General features: G+C 47.9%; 12 protein-coding genes. 6 read left to right on the top strand and 6 right to left on the bottom strand.

Translation table 11 applies throughout. The features are described from left to right. Window positions 1-11: 11 nt before the first annotated feature. The 5 genes from JT717_RS11860 to JT717_RS11840 are packed head-to-tail and all read left to right on the top strand — an operon-like array spanning window position 12 to window position 8,915. Window positions 12-1,847 carry a class I mannose-6-phosphate isomerase gene (locus JT717_RS11860; RefSeq protein ID WP_205510683.1) on the top strand — a complete coding sequence of 612 codons (1,836 nt, stop codon included), beginning with the start codon at window positions 12-14 and terminating at the stop codon, window positions 1,845-1,847. Window positions 1,848-1,861: 14 nt separating this feature from the next. Further along, entirely contained in the window at window positions 1,862-4,195 is a 2,334-nt protein-coding gene (locus JT717_RS11855) for a GH92 family glycosyl hydrolase (protein WP_205510682.1), read from the top strand. A gap of 24 nt (window positions 4,196-4,219) precedes the next feature. Continuing rightward, window positions 4,220-5,644: a sugar porter family MFS transporter gene (locus tag JT717_RS11850; RefSeq protein WP_205510681.1), complete on the top strand. Its 1,425-nt coding sequence runs from the start codon at window positions 4,220-4,222 to the stop codon at window positions 5,642-5,644. Window positions 5,645-5,679: 35 nt separating this feature from the next. After that, the gene (locus tag JT717_RS11845) at window positions 5,680-6,570 is read left to right on the top strand and encodes an ROK family protein (protein ID WP_205510680.1); all 891 of its coding nucleotides are present in this window, start codon (window positions 5,680-5,682) and stop codon (window positions 6,568-6,570) included. A 5-nt stretch (window positions 6,571-6,575) separates the two neighbouring features. After that, window positions 6,576-8,915 carry a GH92 family glycosyl hydrolase gene (locus JT717_RS11840; protein WP_205510679.1) on the top strand — a complete coding sequence of 780 codons (2,340 nt, stop codon included), beginning with the start codon at window positions 6,576-6,578 and terminating at the stop codon, window positions 8,913-8,915. A gap of 144 nt (window positions 8,916-9,059) precedes the next feature. Here JT717_RS11840 and JT717_RS11835 read toward each other — a convergent pair whose 3' ends face one another. The 4 genes from JT717_RS11835 to JT717_RS11820 are packed head-to-tail and all read right to left on the bottom strand — an operon-like array spanning window position 9,060 to window position 15,392. Next, window positions 9,060-12,233 carry an efflux RND transporter permease subunit gene (locus tag JT717_RS11835; protein ID WP_205510678.1) on the bottom strand — a complete coding sequence of 1,058 codons (3,174 nt, stop codon included), beginning with the start codon at window positions 12,231-12,233 and terminating at the stop codon, window positions 9,060-9,062. Window positions 12,234-12,270: 37 nt separating this feature from the next. Next, entirely contained in the window at window positions 12,271-13,341 is a 1,071-nt protein-coding gene (locus JT717_RS11830) for an efflux RND transporter periplasmic adaptor subunit (protein ID WP_205510677.1), read from the bottom strand. Window positions 13,342-13,347: 6 nt separating this feature from the next. Then, window positions 13,348-14,712 (bottom strand): TolC family protein, encoded by a 1,365-nt coding sequence (locus tag JT717_RS11825; RefSeq protein ID WP_205510676.1) that lies wholly within the window; start codon window positions 14,710-14,712, stop codon window positions 13,348-13,350. Window positions 14,713-14,723: 11 nt separating this feature from the next. Further along, a complete protein-coding gene (locus tag JT717_RS11820; RefSeq protein ID WP_205510675.1) occupies window positions 14,724-15,392 on the bottom strand; it encodes a TetR/AcrR family transcriptional regulator in 669 nt (222 codons plus the stop codon). A 284-nt stretch (window positions 15,393-15,676) separates the two neighbouring features. Between JT717_RS11820 and JT717_RS11815 the strand changes: the two genes are divergently transcribed. Beyond that, window positions 15,677-16,276 (top strand): TetR/AcrR family transcriptional regulator, encoded by a 600-nt coding sequence (locus tag JT717_RS11815; RefSeq protein ID WP_205510674.1) that lies wholly within the window; start codon window positions 15,677-15,679, stop codon window positions 16,274-16,276. A 45-nt stretch (window positions 16,277-16,321) separates the two neighbouring features. On the opposite strand, the gene JT717_RS11810 is transcribed toward JT717_RS11815, so the two are convergent. Together JT717_RS11810 and JT717_RS11805 are read right to left on the bottom strand one after the other, a co-directional pair. Then, the gene (locus JT717_RS11810; RefSeq protein ID WP_205510673.1) at window positions 16,322-17,785 is read right to left on the bottom strand and encodes a SusD/RagB family nutrient-binding outer membrane lipoprotein; all 1,464 of its coding nucleotides are present in this window, start codon (window positions 17,783-17,785) and stop codon (window positions 16,322-16,324) included. A 21-nt stretch (window positions 17,786-17,806) separates the two neighbouring features. Beyond that, window positions 17,807-21,121, bottom strand: coding sequence for a SusC/RagA family TonB-linked outer membrane protein (locus JT717_RS11805; protein ID WP_205510672.1), 3,315 nt, complete (start codon window positions 21,119-21,121; stop codon window positions 17,807-17,809). Window positions 21,122-21,212 lie beyond the last annotated feature (91 nt).

Below are 21,212 nucleotides of genomic sequence, written 5' to 3'. Positions count from 1 at the left end.
AATAGTAAAGTATGTACGAAACATCGGAGAACATTGTAGGTAAAAGCAAAGGTGCAGGAAGTAAAAGACGGGTCAGTTCACAATCATTATTGCCTCAGCAAATGCATACGGATGCGATAACCAATGGCGGCTATAACATGTACCCTGCGCATGGCCTGGGAGCCAACAAGATCTTCAGTGGATATGGATCATTGGCAAAATGGATCGCTGAACACCGGCAAATTATAATCGATGGATATGGTGGGATCTTCTGGAAAGAAGTAAAACAATGCCTGCAAACCGAATTGCAGGCATTAGGAAAAAAGGTGCAGTGGATCGATGTAAGTACCTGTATGAAAAAGGAAGAACAGATCGAAACCATGGTAACGCCTTTTTTGGGTGCACCCGATGCTGTTTGGGGAACAAAATACAATGGCACGCTAAACGACTTTTTCAATGAGCAGGCACTCTTGTCCCTGCACCCGGCTACCGATGTGGATTGTACCATTGTCTTTGGCATTGGTGCTGCTCTCGTAAACTGGAATGTGCCCATTGTTTATCTGGATCTGCCCAAGAATGAAATACAATACCGCATGCGCGCCGGCAGTATCACTAATCTGGGTGCTAAAAAGGCAAGCCGTTCTGCAGAGATGTATAAGCGTTTCTATTTTGTTGACTGGGTGGTTTTGAATGAGCACAAGAAAAACATTTTACCAACAATAGCGGTGATCGCCGATGGGCAATGGAAGGAATCCCTCAACTGGATGCCGGGCGATTCATTGCGGGCGGGTTTATCAAGTCTCAGTCAAACGATCTTCCGGGTGCGGCCCTGGTTTGAAGCGGGCGCCTGGGGTGGACAATGGATGAAAGAGAAGATCCGCGGCCTGAATAAAGAGGAAGTGAATTATGCCTGGTCCTTTGAACTGATCGTGCCGGAAAATGGCCTGGTCTTCGAAAGCAATGGAAACCTGCTGGAAGTATCTTTCGATTGTTTAATGTTCCGGGAAAATAACAATGTACTTGGCAAACATGCTGCATTGTTCGGTTATGAGTTCCCGATCCGTTTTGATTTCCTCGACACCTGGGAAGGCGGCAATCTATCTATTCAATGCCATCCCCGTTTGCCATATATCCGCGAACATTTTGGCGAGACCATTACCCAGGATGAGACCTATTATATTCTCGACTGCAAAGACAATGCACAGGTATACCTGGGCTTCCAGGAAGGGATCGATCCAACTGCCTTCCGCCAGGTGCTGGAGAACAGCAAAGCCAATAAACAGGTGGTGGCCATTGATGAATATGTGCAATCGCATCCTGCCTCAAAACACGATCTGTTCTTAATTCCCAATGGCACGGTGCATAGCGCCGGTATCAACAACCTCGTGCTGGAGATCAGTGCAACGCCTTATATTTTTACCTTCAAAATGTATGACTGGTTAAGGCTCGATCTGAACGGGGAGCCGCGGGCCATCAATATCGATCATGCATTCAATAACCTGAACTTTGACCGGAAAGGCGCGGCCGTCGCCAATGAACTTATTTCGAAACAGGTAGTGATCGATCAGGGCGCCGACTGGCAACTGGTGCATTGTCCCACCCATGCGGTTCATTTTTACGATATCCACCGGCTTGAATTTATGTCGCGTGTTTCCGTAGAAACAAATAATACCTGCCATATCCTGATGCTGGTTGAAGGCAGTGCCATTTCTGTAGAGACAGCCGATGGGGCTATTGCTACTTTTCATTATGCGGAAACCTTTGTGATCCCGGCTGCTGCCAAAAGGTATACGCTCATCAATAAGGGTGCGGGCATGGCCAAAGTTGTAAAGGCTTTTTGTAAAGAAAATATAACCGAACTTAAATAAATATCACGTCGAATATGAAAAGATTGTTCTTGCTTTTGCTCATGGGTAATTGGACCTTATTCACCATTGCTCAAACCAAAGACCCGGTTGACTATGCGGATCCTTTACTGGGAACTTCTGAATCGCGGTGGATGCTGAACCCGGGCGCCACCATGCCTTTTGGCATGGTACAACTCAGTCCGGATAACCAGGGCGGCGTCTGGAAATCGGGGTATGAATATACATTGAATAATATCGGCGGGTTCAGCCATATTCATTCCTGGACCATGGCCGGCTTATCGGTTATGCCTACAGTTGGGGCACTGAATACCCGCCGTGGTCCTGCCGATGGTCCTACCACCGGCTGGACGACCGGTTACCGCTCAAGAATTTATAAAGAAACCGAAAAGGCCAGTCCGGGTTACTATGCAGTTACACTCATGAATGGCAATATTCATACAGAGCTTACGAGTACTACCCGCGCCGGGTTCTTCCGCTTCACTACGCCGGAGGAAGAAGAACTGCATGTATTGCTCGACCTGGATATTCCTTTTGAGAACACGGCCGAGATCCTCGATGCCAGGATCACCAAAGTGACCGACAAAGAAATTGAAGGCTATTCGAAACAAAAGTGGAGCTGGAACGAATACACCGTTCATTTTGTCGTTCGCTTTAACAAAGCGATGGAAGGTTTCGGCGGATGGACTGGCAATAAGAACAGCAACAATGTGAAGGAAGTGACCGGCAAGGGACGTATGGGCGCTTTTGCCGATTTTCACACAAAGAAAGGCGAGGTGTTATTGATGCAGACTGCTATTTCCCTGGTGAGCATCGAACAGGCCAGGTTGAACCTGGAAACGGAAATGAATCCTTTCAACTGGGATTTCGATGCAGTCAGGAACAATGCGCGGAAAGTATGGAATGGTATGTTGAGCAAGATCCAGGTGCAGGGCGGAACGGAGGAAGAAAGAAAAAAGTTCTATACCAATATGTACCGCTCATATGTAGCCCGTACTACCTGGAGCGATGTGAATGGAAAGTATGTAGATGTAAATGAAAAAGTACAACAGGTGCGTCCTGATTCACCGGTGTACGGTTGCGATGCATTATGGAATACCTTCTGGAACCTGAATCAATTGTGGGCGCTGGTAAACCCCGACATCACCAGCAAATGGGTGAAATCATTTTTAGAGATCTACAGAACCGGTGGCTGGTTACCCAAAGGTCCCGCCGGTATCGAGTACTCAGGCATTATGGAAGCCTCGCACGAGATAGCGCTTATCGTGGGCGCTTATCAGAAAGGGATCCGGGATTTTGATGCCGAGACTGCTTTTAAGGCCATGGTGCATCAGCAAACAACACCGGGCATAGTAACGCCGGAAAATGGGTATGCAGGCAATAAGTTCTTTGAGTCATATATGAAGCTGGGCTATGTGCCAACAGAGGAAGGCCAGGTGTCCAACACGCTTGAGTATGCGTACGACGATTGGTGCGTTTCACAAATGGCCAAAGCACTGGGCAGGAAAAAAGAGTATGAACAATTTATCAGGCGCGCCGGAAATTACAGGAATGTATTTGATACTTCTACCAAATATATCCGGATGAAACACCGCGACGGATCCTGGGTGAAAGAATGGAATCCCTATTGCTGTACCTCTTTCAGCGGCACCGGTTACCTGGAAGGAAATGCCTGGCAATACAGTTTCTTCAATCCGCACGATGTGCAGGGGATCCTGAACCTGATGGGAAAAGATGAATTCAATACCCGGCTGGAAGAAGGATTCAAAAAATCAACCCGCTATAATTTCAATGCAGAAGGCGATCTCTATGATCGTATTCCCATCAATCACGGCAATCAGCCCAATATGCAGGCGGCCTGGTTATTCAATTATTCCGGCAAACCCTGGCTAACCCAGCATTATACCCGGGAGATCATGAACCGGTATTATGGCGCTACGCCATTACACGGCTGGCTGGGTGATGAAGATGAGGGCCAGATGGGCGCCTGGTATGTGATGGCTGCCATGGGATTATTCCAAACAGATGGCGGTGCTTCCGTTAAACCATTTTACGAGATCGGCAGTCCTTTGTTTGAGAAAGCAACGATCCAGCTGGATCCAACTTATTATCCCGGCAAGACCTTTACCATTGAAGCACGTAATGTATCTGACAAGAACCGGTACATTCAATCGGCCACCCTGGATGGAAAGCCATTGACCAAACCCTGGTTCTATCATGCAGACCTGGTAGACGGTGGTTCACTGGTGTTGGAAATGGGGCCCGAACCTAATATGGAATGGGGCAGCCAGCCTGGTGATGCACCACCTTCCATGTCGGCCGCTCCCAAAACCAAAGCATCGAAAAAATAATTCACCGGTTTAAAGGTATCAACCATGGATACACGTAACAAGAGCGCTTACCTTTTTATGATAACCCTGGTGGCTTCGCTGGGTGGATTTTTATTCGGTTTCGATATGGCGGTCGTTTCAGGCATCCTGCCCTTACTGCAAAAGCAGTTCTCCCTCTCGGCTTTCCAGGAAGGCTGGTTTGTGTCTTCTGCTTTGGTGGGTTGTATTGTCGGCGTGGCTATCTCGGGTGAGTTGAGTGACCGCCTCGGCCGGAAGAAACCGCTGCTGCTGGCCGCTTTCCTGTTCCTGCTGTCGGCGCTCGGTTGTTCGCTGCTGCCTTCATTAACGGGCATCATTACCGCGCGCATAGTAGGGGGTATTGGGATTGGACTGGCTTCCAATGTGGTTCCTTTATATATCTCTGAAATAGCGCCTGCCCGTATCCGCGGACGGCTGGTCACTTATTATCAACTGGCAGTAACCCTGGGTATCCTGGCAGCGTATTTAACGAATTCCGCCTTGTTGAATTACGCCCTGGAACATACAAACGATACGGGCGGGTTGATGCATACCTTTTTAGTGCGTGAAGTATGGCGCGGCATGTTCGGCATTGGTGTAATACCGGCGCTCTTTTTCGTTTTGGGACTGTTCGTAGTTCCAGAAAGTCCGCGCTGGTTGATCCGGCGCCATCGCGAGCAGGAAGCAACAGCGATCCTCAACCGCATTAATAATCCCATCGAGGCACATGCCAGCCTGCAGTTGGGAAGGCAGTCCCAAAAGCAGGCGCCCATCTCATATCGCAGCCTGTTGGAGCCGCAATGGCGAAAAGCATTGGTCATTGGCATTTTGTTGCCCCTGTTCTCACAGTTCAGCGGCATCAATGCCATTATTTACTATGGTCCCAGTATCCTGAGCAATGCAGGTATTTCATTGAGCAATTCCTTACTAAGCCAGATCATCTTCGGCGGGGCCAATATGTTATTTACCCTGATCGCCATTTGGAAAGTTGACAGCCTCGGCCGGCGGCCCTTGTATTTGGCCGGAACCGCAGGCGCTACCATCAGTTTGCTGGCCACCGGCATTTGTTTTTATGCCGGCGCTACCACCGGTTGGCCTTTACTGCTCTGTGTGCTGGCCTTCCTGGCGTCCTTTGCATTTTCTATAGGGCCTTTAAAATTTGTAGTGGCGTCAGAGATCTTTCCCGGTATTATCCGCGGCCGCGCCATGGCCATTAGCATTATGGTCATGTGGATCGCCGATACGATTGTTGGCCAGCTTACACCCATATTCTTAAAAAGCATCGGTACTGCTTTTACTTTCTGGTTTTTTGCAGCCTGTTGTTTGATCGCGTTTATCACAGTATATAAATTATTGCCGGAAACCAAAGGCAAATCGCTGGAGCAGATCGAAAATGACTGGAAAGACCGGGCGAAAGAGCAGGACCTGTATGTGACACCGGTTGGTCACTAATTAAAACATTCATCAAGAACCGATTTCATAAGAAGATGAGCGAATCATTCGTAATAGGAGCTGATATCGGCGGATCGCATATTACTGCGGCGCAGGTTGATGTGCACAGGAAGCAGGTGCTTTTGCCTTCCTTAGTACGTTTGCCTATCGATTCAATGGCGGCAGCAGCCGAGGTGATCGAAGCATGGGCTGCATGCATCAGGCAGGCGATGCAGGATAAGAGGCTTACAAAGATCTGCCTCGCTATGCCCGGCCCTTTTGATTATGAGCAGGGCATTTGCCTTATCAGTGATCAGGACAAGTACCCACTGTTATATGGACTGAATGTAAAAAAAATGTTGGCACAGGTATTAGGTATACAGCCATCAGCTATTTATTTGAACAATGATGCCGCCTGTTTTTTACAGGGCGAAGTATTTGGTGGTTCTGTGAGCGGCTACCAGCAGGTGATCAGTGTAACGTTGGGCACGGGGCTGGGAACAGCTGTTTTTGCAAATGGCCAAGCCACAAGCGCCGATCTCTGGAATATGCCATTTAAAGAGGGGATAGCGGAAGATTACCTGTCCGCCCGCTGGTTCGCAAACCAATATACCGCTATTGCGGGCAGCCTCATCAGTGGTGTAAAAGAACTGGCCGGCCTGGCCATGCGCGATGAATCGGTGAAAACATTGTTTACCGAATTTGGCAGGAACCTGGGCGCTTTCCTGATCCGCTTCATTGAACAAACCGGTGCAGCGGCAGTCGTGATCGGTGGCAATATCGCTCAGTCATACCCTTTATTTAAAGAGGCTTTGCACGCACACATACAAAGACGTTTTCCCGAGGTCCCGATTGTACGATCGGAGTTGGGCGAACTGGCCGCCCTCCTGGGTGCGGCTGGCTTTTATTTTAATCATCTTCATACCATCCCTGATCAAAAAAAATAAGTGTTTTGAAAAAAGAATTGTTTGCCTTTGTTGCCCTGTTCATGGTGGTTAGCACTGCCTGTATGGCACAATCATCAACGAACTATACCTCATTTGTAGATCCTGCTATTGGCACGGCACATTGCCGCTGGTTCCATTATACGCCAGGCGCTGTTCCTTTTGGCATGGCCAAACCTGCGCCATCAACCAATGGCTCTTACGGTAATGTACATGGCTGGGACGCGACCGGTTACGATACCCGGCATGAATCCATAGAGGGTTTTCCCAACTTTCATGAATTCCAGGTGGGTGGAATTGTATTTGCGCCAATTACAGGCAAGCTGCAAACCACACCAGGCAAGCTGGAGCATCCGGAGGAAGGTTACCGTTCGCGCTTTGATAAGAAAGATGAAATAGCTACCGCAGGTTATTATTCGGTAGTATTGAAGGATTACAAGATCCAGGCAGAATTGACGGCTACCAAACGGGTGGCTTTTCACCGTTATACATTTCCGCAAAGCGGGGAAGCGCATATCCTGTTCGATATTGGCAATAAGCAGGGGGAAAGCGGTCCGGTAAAAGACGCCAAAGTGTACCTGCTGCCCGATGGCCGCGTTGAAGGATATGTGACCACATTGCCGGTGTATGTTCAGAAATACCAGCCGGGTGGGGAAGTGACCATGTATTTTTCTGCCCTGATTGATAAAAAACCTACTGCTTTCGGGGTATTCAGTGGTAACAATATAACAGCTGGTAAGAATGAAATAAGCGGTAAAGGCGCTGGCCTCTACCTTAGCTTTTCTACCCGGGACAAAGAAGCGGTTACCATCAAGGCGGGATTGTCGTATACCTCTATTGAGAACGCGCGTTTAAACCTGCAAGCAGAAGCCGCTGGTCTATCGTTCAACGATGCCAAAGAAAAGGCGCTCAGCACCTGGAATGAATACCTGGGAAGGATCCAGGTAGATACGGCGAACCACGATAATACGGTTAAGTTTTATACAGGCCTGTATCATGCATTATTGGGGCGCGGACTGGCCAGCGACGTGAACGGCGCTTATCCAAAGAACGATGGTACAAATAAACAGATCCCATTGGATAAAAATGGCAAACCAGCTTTCAATCATTATAATACCGATGCCGTATGGGGCGCTTACTGGAACCTGACGCAATTATGGGCCCTGGCTTACCCCGAATATTATTCCGACTTTATCAAGAGCCAGCTTCTGATCTATAAAGATGCAGGCTGGCTGGCCGATGGCATTGCCAATAGCCGCTTTGTATCCGGGGTGGGCACCAATATGGTGAGCATCGTTTTTGCCGGCGCCTGGATGGCAGGCATCCGCGACTTTAATGTACAGGAAGCATATGCGGCCGCAAGAAAAAATGAGCTGGAAGGTAAAGACCGGCCGCGCGGCGCCGGCAAACTGGATGTGGATAGTTTTATTAAAAACGGTTATGTAAATCACTTAGACAAAGGCAGCAGCTGGGAGGAAGTGTGGAAGTTCTCCGCTTCCCACACGCTGGAATATGCCTTCAGCGCCTATGCGATGGCGCAATGGGCAAAACAGTTAGGAAAGGAAGCCGATTATAAAACTTTCCAGCGGCTGTCAAAAGGTTGGGAGCATTTGTTCGATAGCTCTTTGAAACTGGTGCGCCCGAAAATGGCCAATGGTGCTTTTATTGATAATTTCGATCCTTCACAACCCTGGCGCGGCTTCCAGGAAGGCAATGCATGGCAATACACGTATTTTGTACCGCAGGATCCAAAAGCGCTGATCGCTAAAGTGGGCGCCCATACCTTTAACAGCAGGTTGGATAGCACTTTTGTGATTGCCGAAAAAGCATTGTTCGGCGGTGGGGCCAATATAGACGCCTTTGCCGGCATCGCAGGCATATACAACCACGGTAACCAGCCGGGCTTACATATCTCCTGGTTATTTAATTTTTCAGGCAAAGCTTCTTTAACGCAAAAATGGGTGCGGTCGATCTGCGACAAATTCTATGGCACCGAACCCGTACATGGTTATGGTTTTGGGCAGGATGAGGACCAGGGACAACTGGGGGCCTGGTATGTGATCGCTTCCATGGGCTTATTCGATGTAAAAGGATTAACGGATGTAAACCCACAAATGGGAATAGCAGGGCCTCTATTTAACAAGATCACCATTCAACTGGATCGAAAGTACTATCCCGGTAAACAGTTTGTGATCGAAACGAAAAATAACAGTGGAGAAAATATCTATATCCAATCCATGCAGCTCAATGGAAAGAAACTGAAGCAGCCTTTTATTTCATTTGCCGATATTACAAAAGGAGGGAAGTTGCAGCTGCAAATGGGCAATAAGGCCATTGATAAATATTGAATCCCTGCCGATGAGTGATTAGTGTGCCACCCTTCCAGGGTGCGGCAAACTAATGCATAAAAAAACAGGACAGCGGCAGTGAATGCTGATGTCCTGTTACCATTCTTAAAGAAGTCCTGTCTATTGTTCTGATCCTGCCTTTACTTAAACAACATGAACAGGCGTAAAGCCGTCCTCGCTTTCTGCGGGTACGTACTCTTCTGTCATTAGTTCTTCAATGGATTTTTGCTGTTTTTTGTGTTTTCTGCGTTGGATCCAGTGATCGAAGATCGCATAGATAACGGGTACAATGATCAGCGTAAGGAATAGGGAACTGATCAAGCCGCCGATAATTACCCAGGCCAACCCATTTTTCCATTCAGCACCAGGTCCCGAAGCTATGGCTATCGGTAACATACCAAAGACCATCGCAATAGTTGTCATCAGGATCGGACGAAGCCTGGCGTGGTTTGCCTGGATCAATGCTTTGAAGGTAGATTCACCAGCCGCTTTGCGGTGATTGGTGAAGTCAACCAGCATGATCGCGTTCTTACATACGAGACCAATGAGCATGATAATACCCAGGATCGTAAAGATGTTCAATGAATTGTTGGTTAAACCCAGTGCCAGCAAGGCGCCGATGAATGACAGGGGTACAGAGAACAATACCACTAACGGATATACAAAGCTGTCATATAATAATACCATCACCAGGTATACCAGTAAGATGGCGGCCAGCAAGGCAACACCGAGGGTACCGAAACCTTCGGATTGGTTTTCCATATCACCGCCCCATACATAACTTACACCGGCTGGTTTTTTTATTTTTTCAAAGGCTGCCTGCCATTCTGTAGCTACTGTGCCGGTAGGACGGCCTACTGTTTGTCCCTGTACGGTCACAGAAGGGCTTTTATCTCTTCTTTCGAGCAAACTGGGGCCTGAAGCTTCCGTGATGCTGGCGAACTGCGATAATTTGATCCGCTGGCCCTGGTCATTTACAAACTCAAGGTTGCGTACATCTTCAATATTCGATCTGTTGAAGCTGTTGTAGCGGATATTGATATCATATTCATATTCACCTGCCCTGAACTTGCCATCGGTATTCCCGTTGAAAGCGGTTTGCATGGTGGCACCTACGGTTTGCAGCGATAGACCCAGGCTGGCCATTTTATCTCTGTTCACCTGCACATTGATCTCGGGGTTACCGGCTTCAACGGTGAGTTTTGTTTCGGCAGCGCCTTTTATTTTTTTCAGTTCCTCGTGTGCTGCATTGGCAAATGCCATGGCGCTGTCGAGTTCAGGCGCCATTACTACCAGCGCCAGGGGTGCATTATCAGCAGTACCCAGGATACTTACCGGTGTTGTTTTCACTTTGGTGCCCACCAGTTCTTTTTGCAATTCTCTTTTTATTTTGGCGGCATACACATAAGAATCATCCGTTCTGTGTTTACCGTCAACCAGCTTCACACGGATCTCCGATTTGTAAGCCGTTGACTGGCTTCCTGCCATACCTTCACTGGTTTGTCCTACAGTAGTAATGAGGTCGGTGATCTCCGGCTTTTTGCGCAGGAATGCTTCTGCCTGCCGGGTTACCTGGTTGGTTTGTTCAATGGATGCATCCTTGGGCAATTCCATTTGTACCATGAATTCGCCGCGGTCGCTTTTGGCGAAGAACTCGCCACCAATAAATCCACCGGCTAACATATACAATGATGACACAAAGAGTACCACTACTATGCCCAGGGTGATGCGTTTATGGTTCAGCGACCATTTCAGGATATTGGTGATCCAGTCGGTAAAATTGCTAAGGCCTTTTTCAAAACCCAGGATGATCCTGCCAAATATCGATTTGCCTGAAAGGTGTTCCAGTTTTCCGAAGCGGGATGACAACCAGGGTACAATGGTAAATGATGATAAGAGCGACAAAAGCGTGGCAATAATAACAGTTACGCAGAACTGTTTAATGATGTTCGATACCAGGCCGGTACTAAGGGCTATCGGCAGGAACACCACCACGATCACCATGGTAATGGCTGTAACCGTAAAGCCGATCTCCCTGGTAGCATCGAAGGCTGCGCGAACGCGGTTCTTACCCATTTCCATGTGCCGGTAAATGTTTTCGAGCACCACGATGGCGTCGTCGACCAGGATACCAACCACGAGGGAAAGACCGAGTAAACTCATCAGGTTAAGGGTATAACCTAACAAAGCCATTCCAATAAAGGTGGCGATCAGCGAGGCGGGAATCGACACCATGACGATCAGCGAGTTCCTGATGCTGTGCAGGAAGAACAGCATCACCAACGCCACCAGCACAACTGCCAGCAGGAGGTCATGCACCACAGAATCCGCCGCTTCCAGCGTAAATACGGTACTGTCGTTTGCAATCTCGAGCTGTAATTGGCTTGTTCTATATTGCTCCTGCAGATCGGCAATTTTCTTTTTCACGTCTGCCGCTACCGCTACTGCATTGGCATCGCTTTGTTTGATGATCTGTACGGCAATGGAGTTCTTCTGGTTAACCCTCGAGATCTTCTCCACCTCTTTTTGCGCATCCTGCACATCAGCAACGTCTGACAGGCGTACTGAAATGCCGTTGTGCGAAGTGAGCACCAGGTTACGCAATTCTTCTACATTCTTATACTTACCCGACAAGCGCACGAGGATGCTTTGTTCCCGGGTTTGCACATTACCGGTTGGAAAGTCGAGGTTAGAGGCCACGATCATCTGCTGCACCTGCAGAACAGAGAGGCCATATCCCTTCAGCTTTTCGGCATCGAGGCTTACCTGGATCTCTCTTTCTTCACCACCAACCAGGTTTACCTGCGCCACGCCGTTGATGCGGGAGAGGGCAGGACTGATCCGTTTGTCGACCAGGTCGTAAAAGGATGCTTCATCCATTTTGGCGGAAGCAGACAGCGTGAGGATGGGAAGATCATCCAGCGAAAATTTATTCAACGATGGCGGATCCACATCTTCAGGCAGGTCTTTTAATATGGCATTGATCTTACGTTGCGCATCGTTCAATGCATAGTCTGCGTCGGCGCCGCTGTTGAGCTGGATAGTGACCAATGAAATACTTTCCATTGATTTCGACTCCAGCTTTTTAATATTCTCCAAAGAGGCTACGGCATCTTCAATCTTTTTGGTAACGGTATTTTCGATTTCTGCCGGTGATGCACCCGGGTAAACCGTTGTAATAGTTACCGCATTACTGTCGAACTTTGGGATCAGTTCATAACCCAGTAAAGTGTAACTGAACAAACCACCCAGCGTAAGGATCGTAAACAATACGATCACGAGGGAAGGCCGTTTTATAGATAATTCAGCTAATTTCATCCTGATCTTTTTATTTTATTGTGAAGGGTGTGCCGGCTTATTGAAGGATACTTATCTTAGAGCCATCAACAAGGTTGATCTGCCCACTGGTAATTACCAGGGTTCCTTCAGTTAACCCACCCAGGATCTCTACCTGATCACCAACTACACGGCCGGGGGTAACGGTCTTCAGCCGGGCAATGCCATTGTCTGCTACAAATACCTGTTTGCTGTTCACACTGCCTACAAAGGCAGTACGGGGTATCATGATAACAGCCGATTGATCGGGAAAATCAAAAATGGCGGTTCCGTACATACCGGCTTTCAGCTGATTGGCGGCATTGTTGGTGATCGTGATCTCCACCGGAAAGTTCAACGCTTCATCGGCTTTGGGCGCAATGAAATTGATCCTGCCTGAGAAAGTCTTATCGGGGAAAACGCTCGCCTTTACCTGTACCTGTTTGCCGATGCTCAGGTAAGGCACCTGTGCTTCGTTCACCGTCACATGCAGCTTGAGCGTTGACACATTTACGATATCAAATAATTTGGTACCCGGTGAAACAACACTGCCTGGTTCAATATGGCGCTTGTTTACAATGCCATTGATGGTGGCGCGAATGCTGGCATCGCCCAGGTTGATGCGGGATTGTTCCAGCTTCGCTTTTGCGTTGGCTACATTCAACCTTGCCTGGTCGAGCTGTTGCTGGGTAACACCGCCTGTTTTAAAAGCGTTCTCATAACGCTGCAGGTCGCTAAGGGCGGTTTGATAATTGGCTTCCGCATTGTTGAGGTCAACCGACAGCTGATCAACGCGGATAGTAGCTACTGTTTGTCCTTTACGTACATAACTGCCTTCATCTGCAAGCACCTGAACCACGCGCCCTGATTTTTCTGCTGCGAGGCTTAACTCCTGTGCCGGCGCAAAATTACCGTTGGCTATTACATCCAGGTCGGGAATGGCGCGTGATACTGTATCTATGCGTACAGATACCGTGGCATTGGTTTGGGCTACGATCTGTGTTTTCTCTTCCGACCTCTTTTTGTTGTTCGAAAGTACCCTGGCAATAGCGCCCACAGACACTACGATTACTACGATGGTTACAATGATCCTGACGATCTTCTTCTTCATTCTATGTTAGTTTAAGAGTGTTTTTAAATTTCCTTGCGCTTTGATCAATTGAATTTCTGCCAGCCGGTAATCGAGCAGGGCAGCGGTATAATTGTTCTGCGCTTTGGCCAATGCGTTCTCTGCATCCAGCAGGTCGGTCAGCGGGGCTAAACCCTGCGAATAGTTATTTTGTGAATTGGCATATACTTCTTCGGCCAGGGCTACATTCTCTTTTTGCGTATTCAGGGTAATGATGCTGTTCCGAAGCTGGGTAGTGGCGTTCTGATAGCCGAGGTTCAGCGAGAGCTCGGTGTTCTTAATATCCTCCTGCAGCTTTTTTATTTCAATATCAGCCTGCTGTACTCTTGAACGGGTGGCAAAACCATTGAACAAAGGGATCTTCAGGTTCAGGCCGATGGACGAATAATCGAACCAGTTGGCACCGGTGCCAACCGGGAATTTATTAGCCAATCCCTGGTAACCATAACTGCCCGAAAGCGACAGGGACGGATAGTAGGCGGCTTTCTTTGCTTCTTTTTGCAGGTGCAGGAGCTCCTCCTGTTTTTTCAGTACCTGGTAGTCAGCCAGCTTTTTAACATCCGGTGCACCGGCGATCATCGACATGCTGGGTTGAATGCTGTCGAGTGCTGATGCGGGAATGCTGATAGGTGTTTCAATGGGTATGCCCATATAAAATTTCAGGGTGTTCTCCTGCAGTTGAACGGCATTGAGCAATTGCTGCTTTTGCGCTTCGAGGTTCGACAGGTTCACCTTGCTTCTGTCGAGATCGATCTTTTTGGCCAGGCCGTTTTTATGTTGGCCTTCTATGACGTTCTTCACGCGGGTAGTGGTAACTATATTACTGTCGACAATGGCGAGCTGCTGGCGTTGCACCAGTACCTGGTAGTATTGCGTGGCTACTTTTTCAATCACCTGCTCATCGGTTAAGCCAGCTACCAGCTGGTAGTATTGTTGGGTGGCTTTCGCTGCTTTTAAACCCGTAAAAACAGATTTATCGAACAGGGTTTGCGACAGGGACACCGAAGCGTTGCTGTTCCATTTTTGTCCGAACGGGATCAGCAGGGTTTTACCAGGCTGGCCAGCCAGGTCACCAGGTACGGCGCTTAACTGCAAAATAGGATTGTAGGTAAGGCCGCCATTGGCATTCACCTGCGGCAGCGCCTGTGACCTGGCTTCGTCAATTTTATATTGACTGTTCTCTTCATCGAGCCGGGCTTTAACGGCCTCGGATTTGTTCTTCAAGGCATGTTGTAATGCTTCTTTCAGCGAGAGCGGCGCTGTTTGGGCTTTTGCCAGCGACAAAACGCTCACTCCTGCCACCAGCAATACCACACGTTGCACTAATTTTCGAAGCGATGGATTCTTTTTCATTAATTCTGTATTTAGTTGAGCTGTTTCTTGTTTAAAAGGGGTTCGTTCTTTCCCGTATACTGAGCGCTGTTAGAAAAGCTGTACTTGGCCAACTCATTCTCCAGTTGGGGAACAGCCTCCGGTGCTATTATGCCATACAGGAACATATACATGGCCTGCCTGAATACTTCATCTTTTGAATAGTCATTGACAAGCTCGGCAGCGAACTCGAAATCCTTTTGGATATGCTGTTGTAAAATGGACACTACCAGTTTCGGATGCAGGCTGCCCCTGAACATACCTTCAATAATGCCCTGCTCCAGCACTTTCACGAGCCTTGATTGAATGGTGTTGTTCATGCTGTTCACCAGCCAGGCCGATTCTGCCGGATAATGCTTTTGCAGGTCGGTGAAAAATGCCGGACAGGTCTTTTTACAGAAGTCTACATTCACCGCCATGTAGCGCAGCACCCGCTGCAGATTGTTGATGTCTGCATTTTCCGCCGCTGCCATTGACTGGTTGTAATTGCCGGCTACCTGCCTGCATACCTGTTGCACCAGGTCGTGCCGGGAGGTGAAGAAGCGGTATAAGGTCTTCTTCGATATGGCTAACCGCGAGGCGATATCATCCATCGTAAAGAGCTGAATACCCTGGGTGGTGAAGAGCCTGAATGCGGTTTCTAATATGATGATCTCGTTCATTAAATATTCGACTAATTTGGTTTATTGGTCAAAGGTAATATGACTTTTCGACCAAATTGTAAAAATGGTCGAAATAAAATGTTAAAGGCCTGTGAAAGCAGGCGGTCAGTGGGGTGCCTTGGTCAGCCGCTGGCATCAACCCGCTTATTTAAATGGCTGAAAAACAGTATATATTCACTTTACACATCTGAAACTTTATAAATGTTGATTGTTTCTGGGTTCCTGGAACCGACAATCAGGCCGGATTTTGTAATTTTGAAAGAACCAATCAAAATCGACCAAAAATGTCGAATAGTCAAGATGTAAAAGATCCGATCAGGGAGGAAATACTTAACGGAGCCCGGGATCTGTTCGAAAGGTTCGGCTTTAAAAAGACCACCATGGAGGATATTGCCCGGCAGGTAGGCAAGTCGAAAAGCGCTTTATATTATTACTACAAAACCAAGGAAGAGATTTTTGAGGCCGTTATTTTGAATGATATTGAAGCTTCGCAGGCCAAAGTGGCTGAGGCGGTAAAAAAAGAATCTACTGCTGCCAGCAAGTTCCGGGTATTGTTCACCAGCCTGCTGGAAGATGTAAAATTCAAAGCCAATAAATTCTCTATTTTCAAATCAGACCTGTACGAGAACCATTTTTTGTTTGAGAACATCGTGAAGAAGCGCGACTCTTATATCGAGGAGTTGATAAAAGATATTCTTATTCTCGGGATCAGTCAGCAGGAAGTAAAAATGATGAACAATGCAGAGATGGGTTTGTGGGCCAAGTTAATGAATATAACGTTGAAGGGTACTGCGAATAAGATCTTCCTGGAAGATGAATTTAATTTGAGCAATAGTCAGCTGGTCTTTATAGCGGATACATACTTTAATGGGGTAAGGTCTTAGTTTAAGTACCCTACCCCATTTTATGATCAACTCATATCTTCTTATTTAATCTACATCCCACCATACCGGTTCATAGATCAGCCTGATGCCGGGAAAGTTCACATTCCTGGTCACTTCAGAGCTGGGATATAACAGGCGGGCCGGCATTCGCTCATCGCCTAATGCAGTTGCCAGCGACACCGTAAAGAAATCCGGGTAACCGGTACGGCGCCATTCGGTCCAGGCTTCAAAGCCCTGGTTGCCCGTCATGGCCAGCCATTTTTGAGTGATGATGGCTTCGATCTGTGATTCCATACCTTCTGTCCATTGAGCGGCCGGCGCAGAAGCCAGGTAAGTTTCAACACCGGGTACGTTATAGGATGCAAAGCTGGCCCTGATACCCTGCCTGAACAGGTTAGCCGCAGATACCCCTGTATTTAACCATCCTCTTACTACTGCTTCCGCCTGCAGAAAATAACTTTCAGCGGCTGACATGAATTTAACCGGTGCATTGGCCGACTGGTCGTTCCGGGCATTGGCGCCAACGGTCGCTGAAGGCAAACTAAAGATCCGGGTATTTGTTCGGTAAGAGCCCTGCTTAATGCCGATGATGGAGTCGATGGTGCCGGCTGTATTTCTATACCTGGTGAAGAAAACCTCTGCCCTTGGGTCGCGGTTCTGGGTCATAAATTTTGTTACCGTTTCACTGGCCACCAGATTCTGCACGCGGCTCAGGCCCAGCATTTCGGAGAACAGCGGATTTTGATTTCCACCAACAGCACTGTATTCAATTTGTGCATCGTCTTCGAGGAATTCAGAACCATTCAAGGTGGCGATACCGGCGGCTGCTCTTTGGGGCGCTACTTCTGATAAGCGTAATAAAGCCCGTAGTTTAAATGTATTGGCAAAGCGCAACCACTGCTCCATGTCGCCCTGGAAGATCAGGTCATCCGAACCCGGATGTACTTCCGCATCTACATCGATCAGCGAGATGGCCCGGTCAATAAAGATCAGGATGCTGTCATACACCTGTTGCTGCGGGTTATACACAGGATTGGTGATGGCCGGGTTGGCCGTCTGGGTCAGGGGAACATCGCCGAATGCATCTGTGGCTAACTGGAATGCATAGGCCTTCATTATATATGCAATGGCTGTATATTGATTGGAAGCCGCTTTTCCCTGTGTAAGGTTCAGTATTTCCTGGATGTCTGCAATGGCGTCTGAATACAGCATCCGCCAGGGTCTGTCGAACGAAGTCGTCGTTACCGAGTATTGATCAAGGCTCCTGTATTGTGAGGAAGTAGGATTTTGTGTCCAGTACTGCGCCCAGATGCCGCCATGGATCTGCAGCGGGTTGCCAAGCGCATGGCCGATGGCCGCCTGGGCTGCGGGCAGCAATAATTCAACAGAAGCGTTTGACGCCAAATTGGGATTATCGTTAGTATCTAAAAACTTTTTACAACCGCTGATGCCGGTGAGGGCAACCAGTACAAACAGCAGCCATTTGGTTCTTTTATGGAAAGTTGTCATAATTCAGGTATTTAAAGTTGATCAGAAGCTGGCGCTAATATTAAAGCCGAAATTCCGTTGCGAGGGTTGTGCGGTGAAGTCAAATCCCTGCAGGTTGGTGGCGCCCGCTGAATTTATTTCCGGGTCAATGTATTTATTCTGGGATGGTGTCCACAGCACCAGGTTATTCCCGAATATGCCAACCGTTAGATCGCCAAGAAAAGAATTCTTCAAAACACTCTTCGGAATTCTATAACTCAGGCTTACTTCCCGCAGCTTAACGTACGATGCGTCAATTACGTTCCGTCCATAAGGCAGGTTGCTGAAGTAGTCCTGCGGCAAAAGCCGGGCGTCGGTATTGGTAACCAGTTTATCGCTCTGGTCATAATACACTGAATTGGGAAAGATATAAGGTTCGCGGCCATATTCTATGGTTTCGTAGGAGGTGCCCACGAAAGCCATGATATCTTTCGTGCGGGAAACAAACTGTCCACCCTGTTTCGTATCGAATAGGATATTAAAAGTAAATCCTTTGTAGCGTGCAGATGCTCCCCAGGATGCGAGATAATCAGGATTGTATGAGCCGAAATAAACAGCACCTGGTGTTTCAAGCGGAATACCGGTTGCCGGATCAACAATAACCCGTCCCAGGGAATCATGCAGGATATCTACACCATAAAAAGTGCCATATGGTTTTCCTTCCGCAGCCACGGCCGACATATCTGCTAATCCACCCAGCGATACCTGGGTTACACCTTCCAGTTCGAGATCAATCACTTTGTTGCGGTTGCGGGTGTAGGTACCAAAGAGTTCCAGCGTGAATCCGTTCTGTGTGCGTATAGGTGTACCGCGAACGCTTAATTCGATCCCTTTATTTTCGACGATCCCACCGTTGATCACCATGCTGGTAAAGCCCGATGCTTCTGAAATAGGAATGGTAAGGATCTGGTCTTTTGACCGGTTCTGATAGTAAGAAAAATCAAGATAGAACCGGTTATTCCAGAAATTCAATTCTGTACCAATTTCATAAGCGGTAGTGATCTCGGGCTTCAGGTTCGGATTACCGATCCGTCCGAACCGGGTAATGCCTGGTATACCGTTAAATGGAAATGTCGTACTACCGAAGTTTCCTTCTATCTCGGGTCTTGCAAAATAATTATTGAGCAGGAACGGACTGGCGTCATTACCTACCTGCGCTACACTGGCGCGGATCTTACCATAATTCAAAGCGTCGGCTATTCTGCCATCCTTCATTAATTCTGTAAACACAAACGACGCACTGGCGCTTGGATAGAAGAAGGACCTGTTATTTTCCGGCAGGGTAGACGACCAGTCGTTGCGTGCGGTAAGATCCAGGAAGATCATTTCCCGGAATCCCAAAGTCAGTTGCGCATAAAGACCCATGAGGCGCCGCCGGCTGAACTCATTATAATTATATAATGGACCATTACTGTTGTCCAGATTGTACCAGCCGGGCACGATCAGTCCGAATGATTCATTGGTGCTTGCATCCAGAATGGAAGAGACCCTTTGGCGGATATTATGCCCCAGCATCAAACTTCCGGTGAAATCATCACCTACATTTTTCCTGGCGGTCACCATCAGGTCGTGCACAATTTCACTGATGTTGAAATTGTTTTCGCGGTACTGGCCTACTTCCGACTGCACATTTGAGCGCGAGTAGTTACCGGTGGTTTCGTCTGCCGGATAATACGTGAATTTAGGATACATGAACCTTCTGCGGTCAGAGTATACGTCGGCGCCCACTCTTTCAACGATATCCAGCCATTTAAAGGGCTGATAGGTGATGGTGAAATTTCCGGTGATACGGTCCAGCTCATTTTCATTCTTATAGTTCTGCAGGATATAATAAGGACTTACGGTATAACCGCCATAAAAGCCATATACCTGTTCGCCCCGTTCGTTCAAAAAGCCATAACCGTAGTAGGGATTACTCAGATCACCCATTTCATGGAGCGGGATGTCGCGCGGTGTTTGCAGCACGTTGTCATAAACCGAGCCGGGGCCCTGTCCGCCCTGCACCAGGTTACTGTTCAGCCTGGTATAATTGATACCGATACTGGCGCTGAACTTATTATTAAAATGGGCGGTACCATTAAAGCGGGCATTGTATCTGTTGTAATTATCTTTCTTGGTAGGCATTATACCATCGGAGTTCAGGGCATTCAACGACAGGTAAAAAGTTGTTTTTTCACCTGAGCCGGCAAAAGACACGGTGTTATTGATCATTCTTCCGGTCTCGAAGAACTTTCTGATATTATCTTCCTGTGCGGAATATCTTTTCATTTGCCGTACGCCATTGATCTCCTGTCCCCATTCCTGAAGACTGTCATTAAATGGAGGGCCCCAGCTCCAGTTCTCAATTGGATCGAGATAATATTCCAGGGTATTGTCGGGGTTGATATCAATTGCATAACCCTGGCCATAACTGTTCTGGAACCTGGGCAATCGCAGAATGTTTGAGAATGTGGTGGTTGAACTTACGGTTACTTCGGTCTTCTGACCTCTTCTTCCAGATTTGGTAGTGATCACCACCGCGCCATTGGAAGCTCTTGAACCATACAATGCAGCAGCAGTGGGTCCCTTCAATACTGTTATTGATTCAATATCTTCAGGGTTGATATCGTTACCGCGGTTACCAAAGTTAACGGTGCTTCTGGGGTCAACAACGCCGCTGGTTTGGGTGGTGCGCACATCGCTTCCGCCCAGGAAGTCGGAGTTATCGATGGGTATACCATCTATTACCATAAGGGCCTGGTTATTGCCCGTGATGGAGGAACCGCCTCTCAATACAATACGGGAAGAACTGTTCGGAGCGCCGGCAGTGCTGGTTATATTAACACCGGCTACTTTTCCCTGTAAAGCGTTTAATGGACTTGTGTTTCGTCCTGTTAGCAATTCTTCACTTCTTATTACGGGGGCAGAATAACCCAATGATCTTTTGTCGCGCCGAATGGCGTTGGCTGTAACGATGGTTTCAACAAGGGTACCCGCTTCCACCTGCAATGTAACATCGATCACATTGCGGTTCCTTACCGGTACTTCCATGGTCTGATAACCTACGAAGCTGAAAACCAGCGTGGCATTACTTTCCACATTGCTGAAGCTGTACTGTCCGCTCGCATCTGTTGAAGTACCTGTATTGGTACCTTTGACAGTAACGGATACGCCCTCAAGAGGCTGCTGATCATTTGATGAAACAACCCTGCCATTGACCGGAATAAATCTGTTTGCTGGTTTCCCGCCTGCATTGGCTGAGCGGGGCAGTGATAGAAGAAGAAGTGAAAGGATCAGGCAAAAGAGAATCTTGTGTTGGTTGAGATCAATTTTTATCATAGCCGTCAGTTTTAAAGTGCACAAAATGATCTGTCTGGGAGAGGATATCCCCCCGATATTAATTTCAAACAAGCTTGTATAGAAGTAACTT

The organism is Longitalea arenae (assembly GCF_016924755.1).
Lineage (GTDB): Bacteria > Bacteroidota > Bacteroidia > Chitinophagales > Chitinophagaceae > Niastella > Niastella arenae.
The sequence above is the reverse complement of the archived record's forward strand: the minus strand, read 5'-3'. Positions and strand labels throughout refer to the sequence as shown.

Excerpts from the sequence above, each read along its gene's own strand:
- JT717_RS11860 (WP_205510683.1), top strand. The coding sequence starts at position 12 with ATGTACGAAACATCGGAGAACATTGTAGGTAAAAGCAAAGGTGCAGGA.
- JT717_RS11855 (WP_205510682.1), top strand. The coding sequence starts at position 1,862 with ATGAAAAGATTGTTCTTGCTTTTGCTCATGGGTAATTGGACCTTATTC.
- JT717_RS11850 (WP_205510681.1), top strand. The coding sequence starts at position 4,220 with ATGGATACACGTAACAAGAGCGCTTACCTTTTTATGATAACCCTGGTG.
- JT717_RS11845 (WP_205510680.1), top strand. The coding sequence starts at position 5,680 with ATGAGCGAATCATTCGTAATAGGAGCTGATATCGGCGGATCGCATATT.
- JT717_RS11835 (WP_205510678.1), bottom strand. The coding sequence starts at position 12,233 with ATGAAATTAGCTGAATTATCTATAAAACGGCCTTCCCTCGTGATCGTA.
- JT717_RS11830 (WP_205510677.1), bottom strand. The coding sequence starts at position 13,341 with ATGAAGAAGAAGATCGTCAGGATCATTGTAACCATCGTAGTAATCGTA.
- JT717_RS11825 (WP_205510676.1), bottom strand. The coding sequence starts at position 14,712 with ATGAAAAAGAATCCATCGCTTCGAAAATTAGTGCAACGTGTGGTATTG.
- JT717_RS11820 (WP_205510675.1), bottom strand. The coding sequence starts at position 15,392 with ATGAACGAGATCATCATATTAGAAACCGCATTCAGGCTCTTCACCACC.
- JT717_RS11815 (WP_205510674.1), top strand. The coding sequence starts at position 15,677 with ATGTCGAATAGTCAAGATGTAAAAGATCCGATCAGGGAGGAAATACTT.
- JT717_RS11810 (WP_205510673.1), bottom strand. The coding sequence starts at position 17,785 with ATGACAACTTTCCATAAAAGAACCAAATGGCTGCTGTTTGTACTGGTT.
- JT717_RS11805 (WP_205510672.1), bottom strand. The coding sequence starts at position 21,121 with ATGATAAAAATTGATCTCAACCAACACAAGATTCTCTTTTGCCTGATC.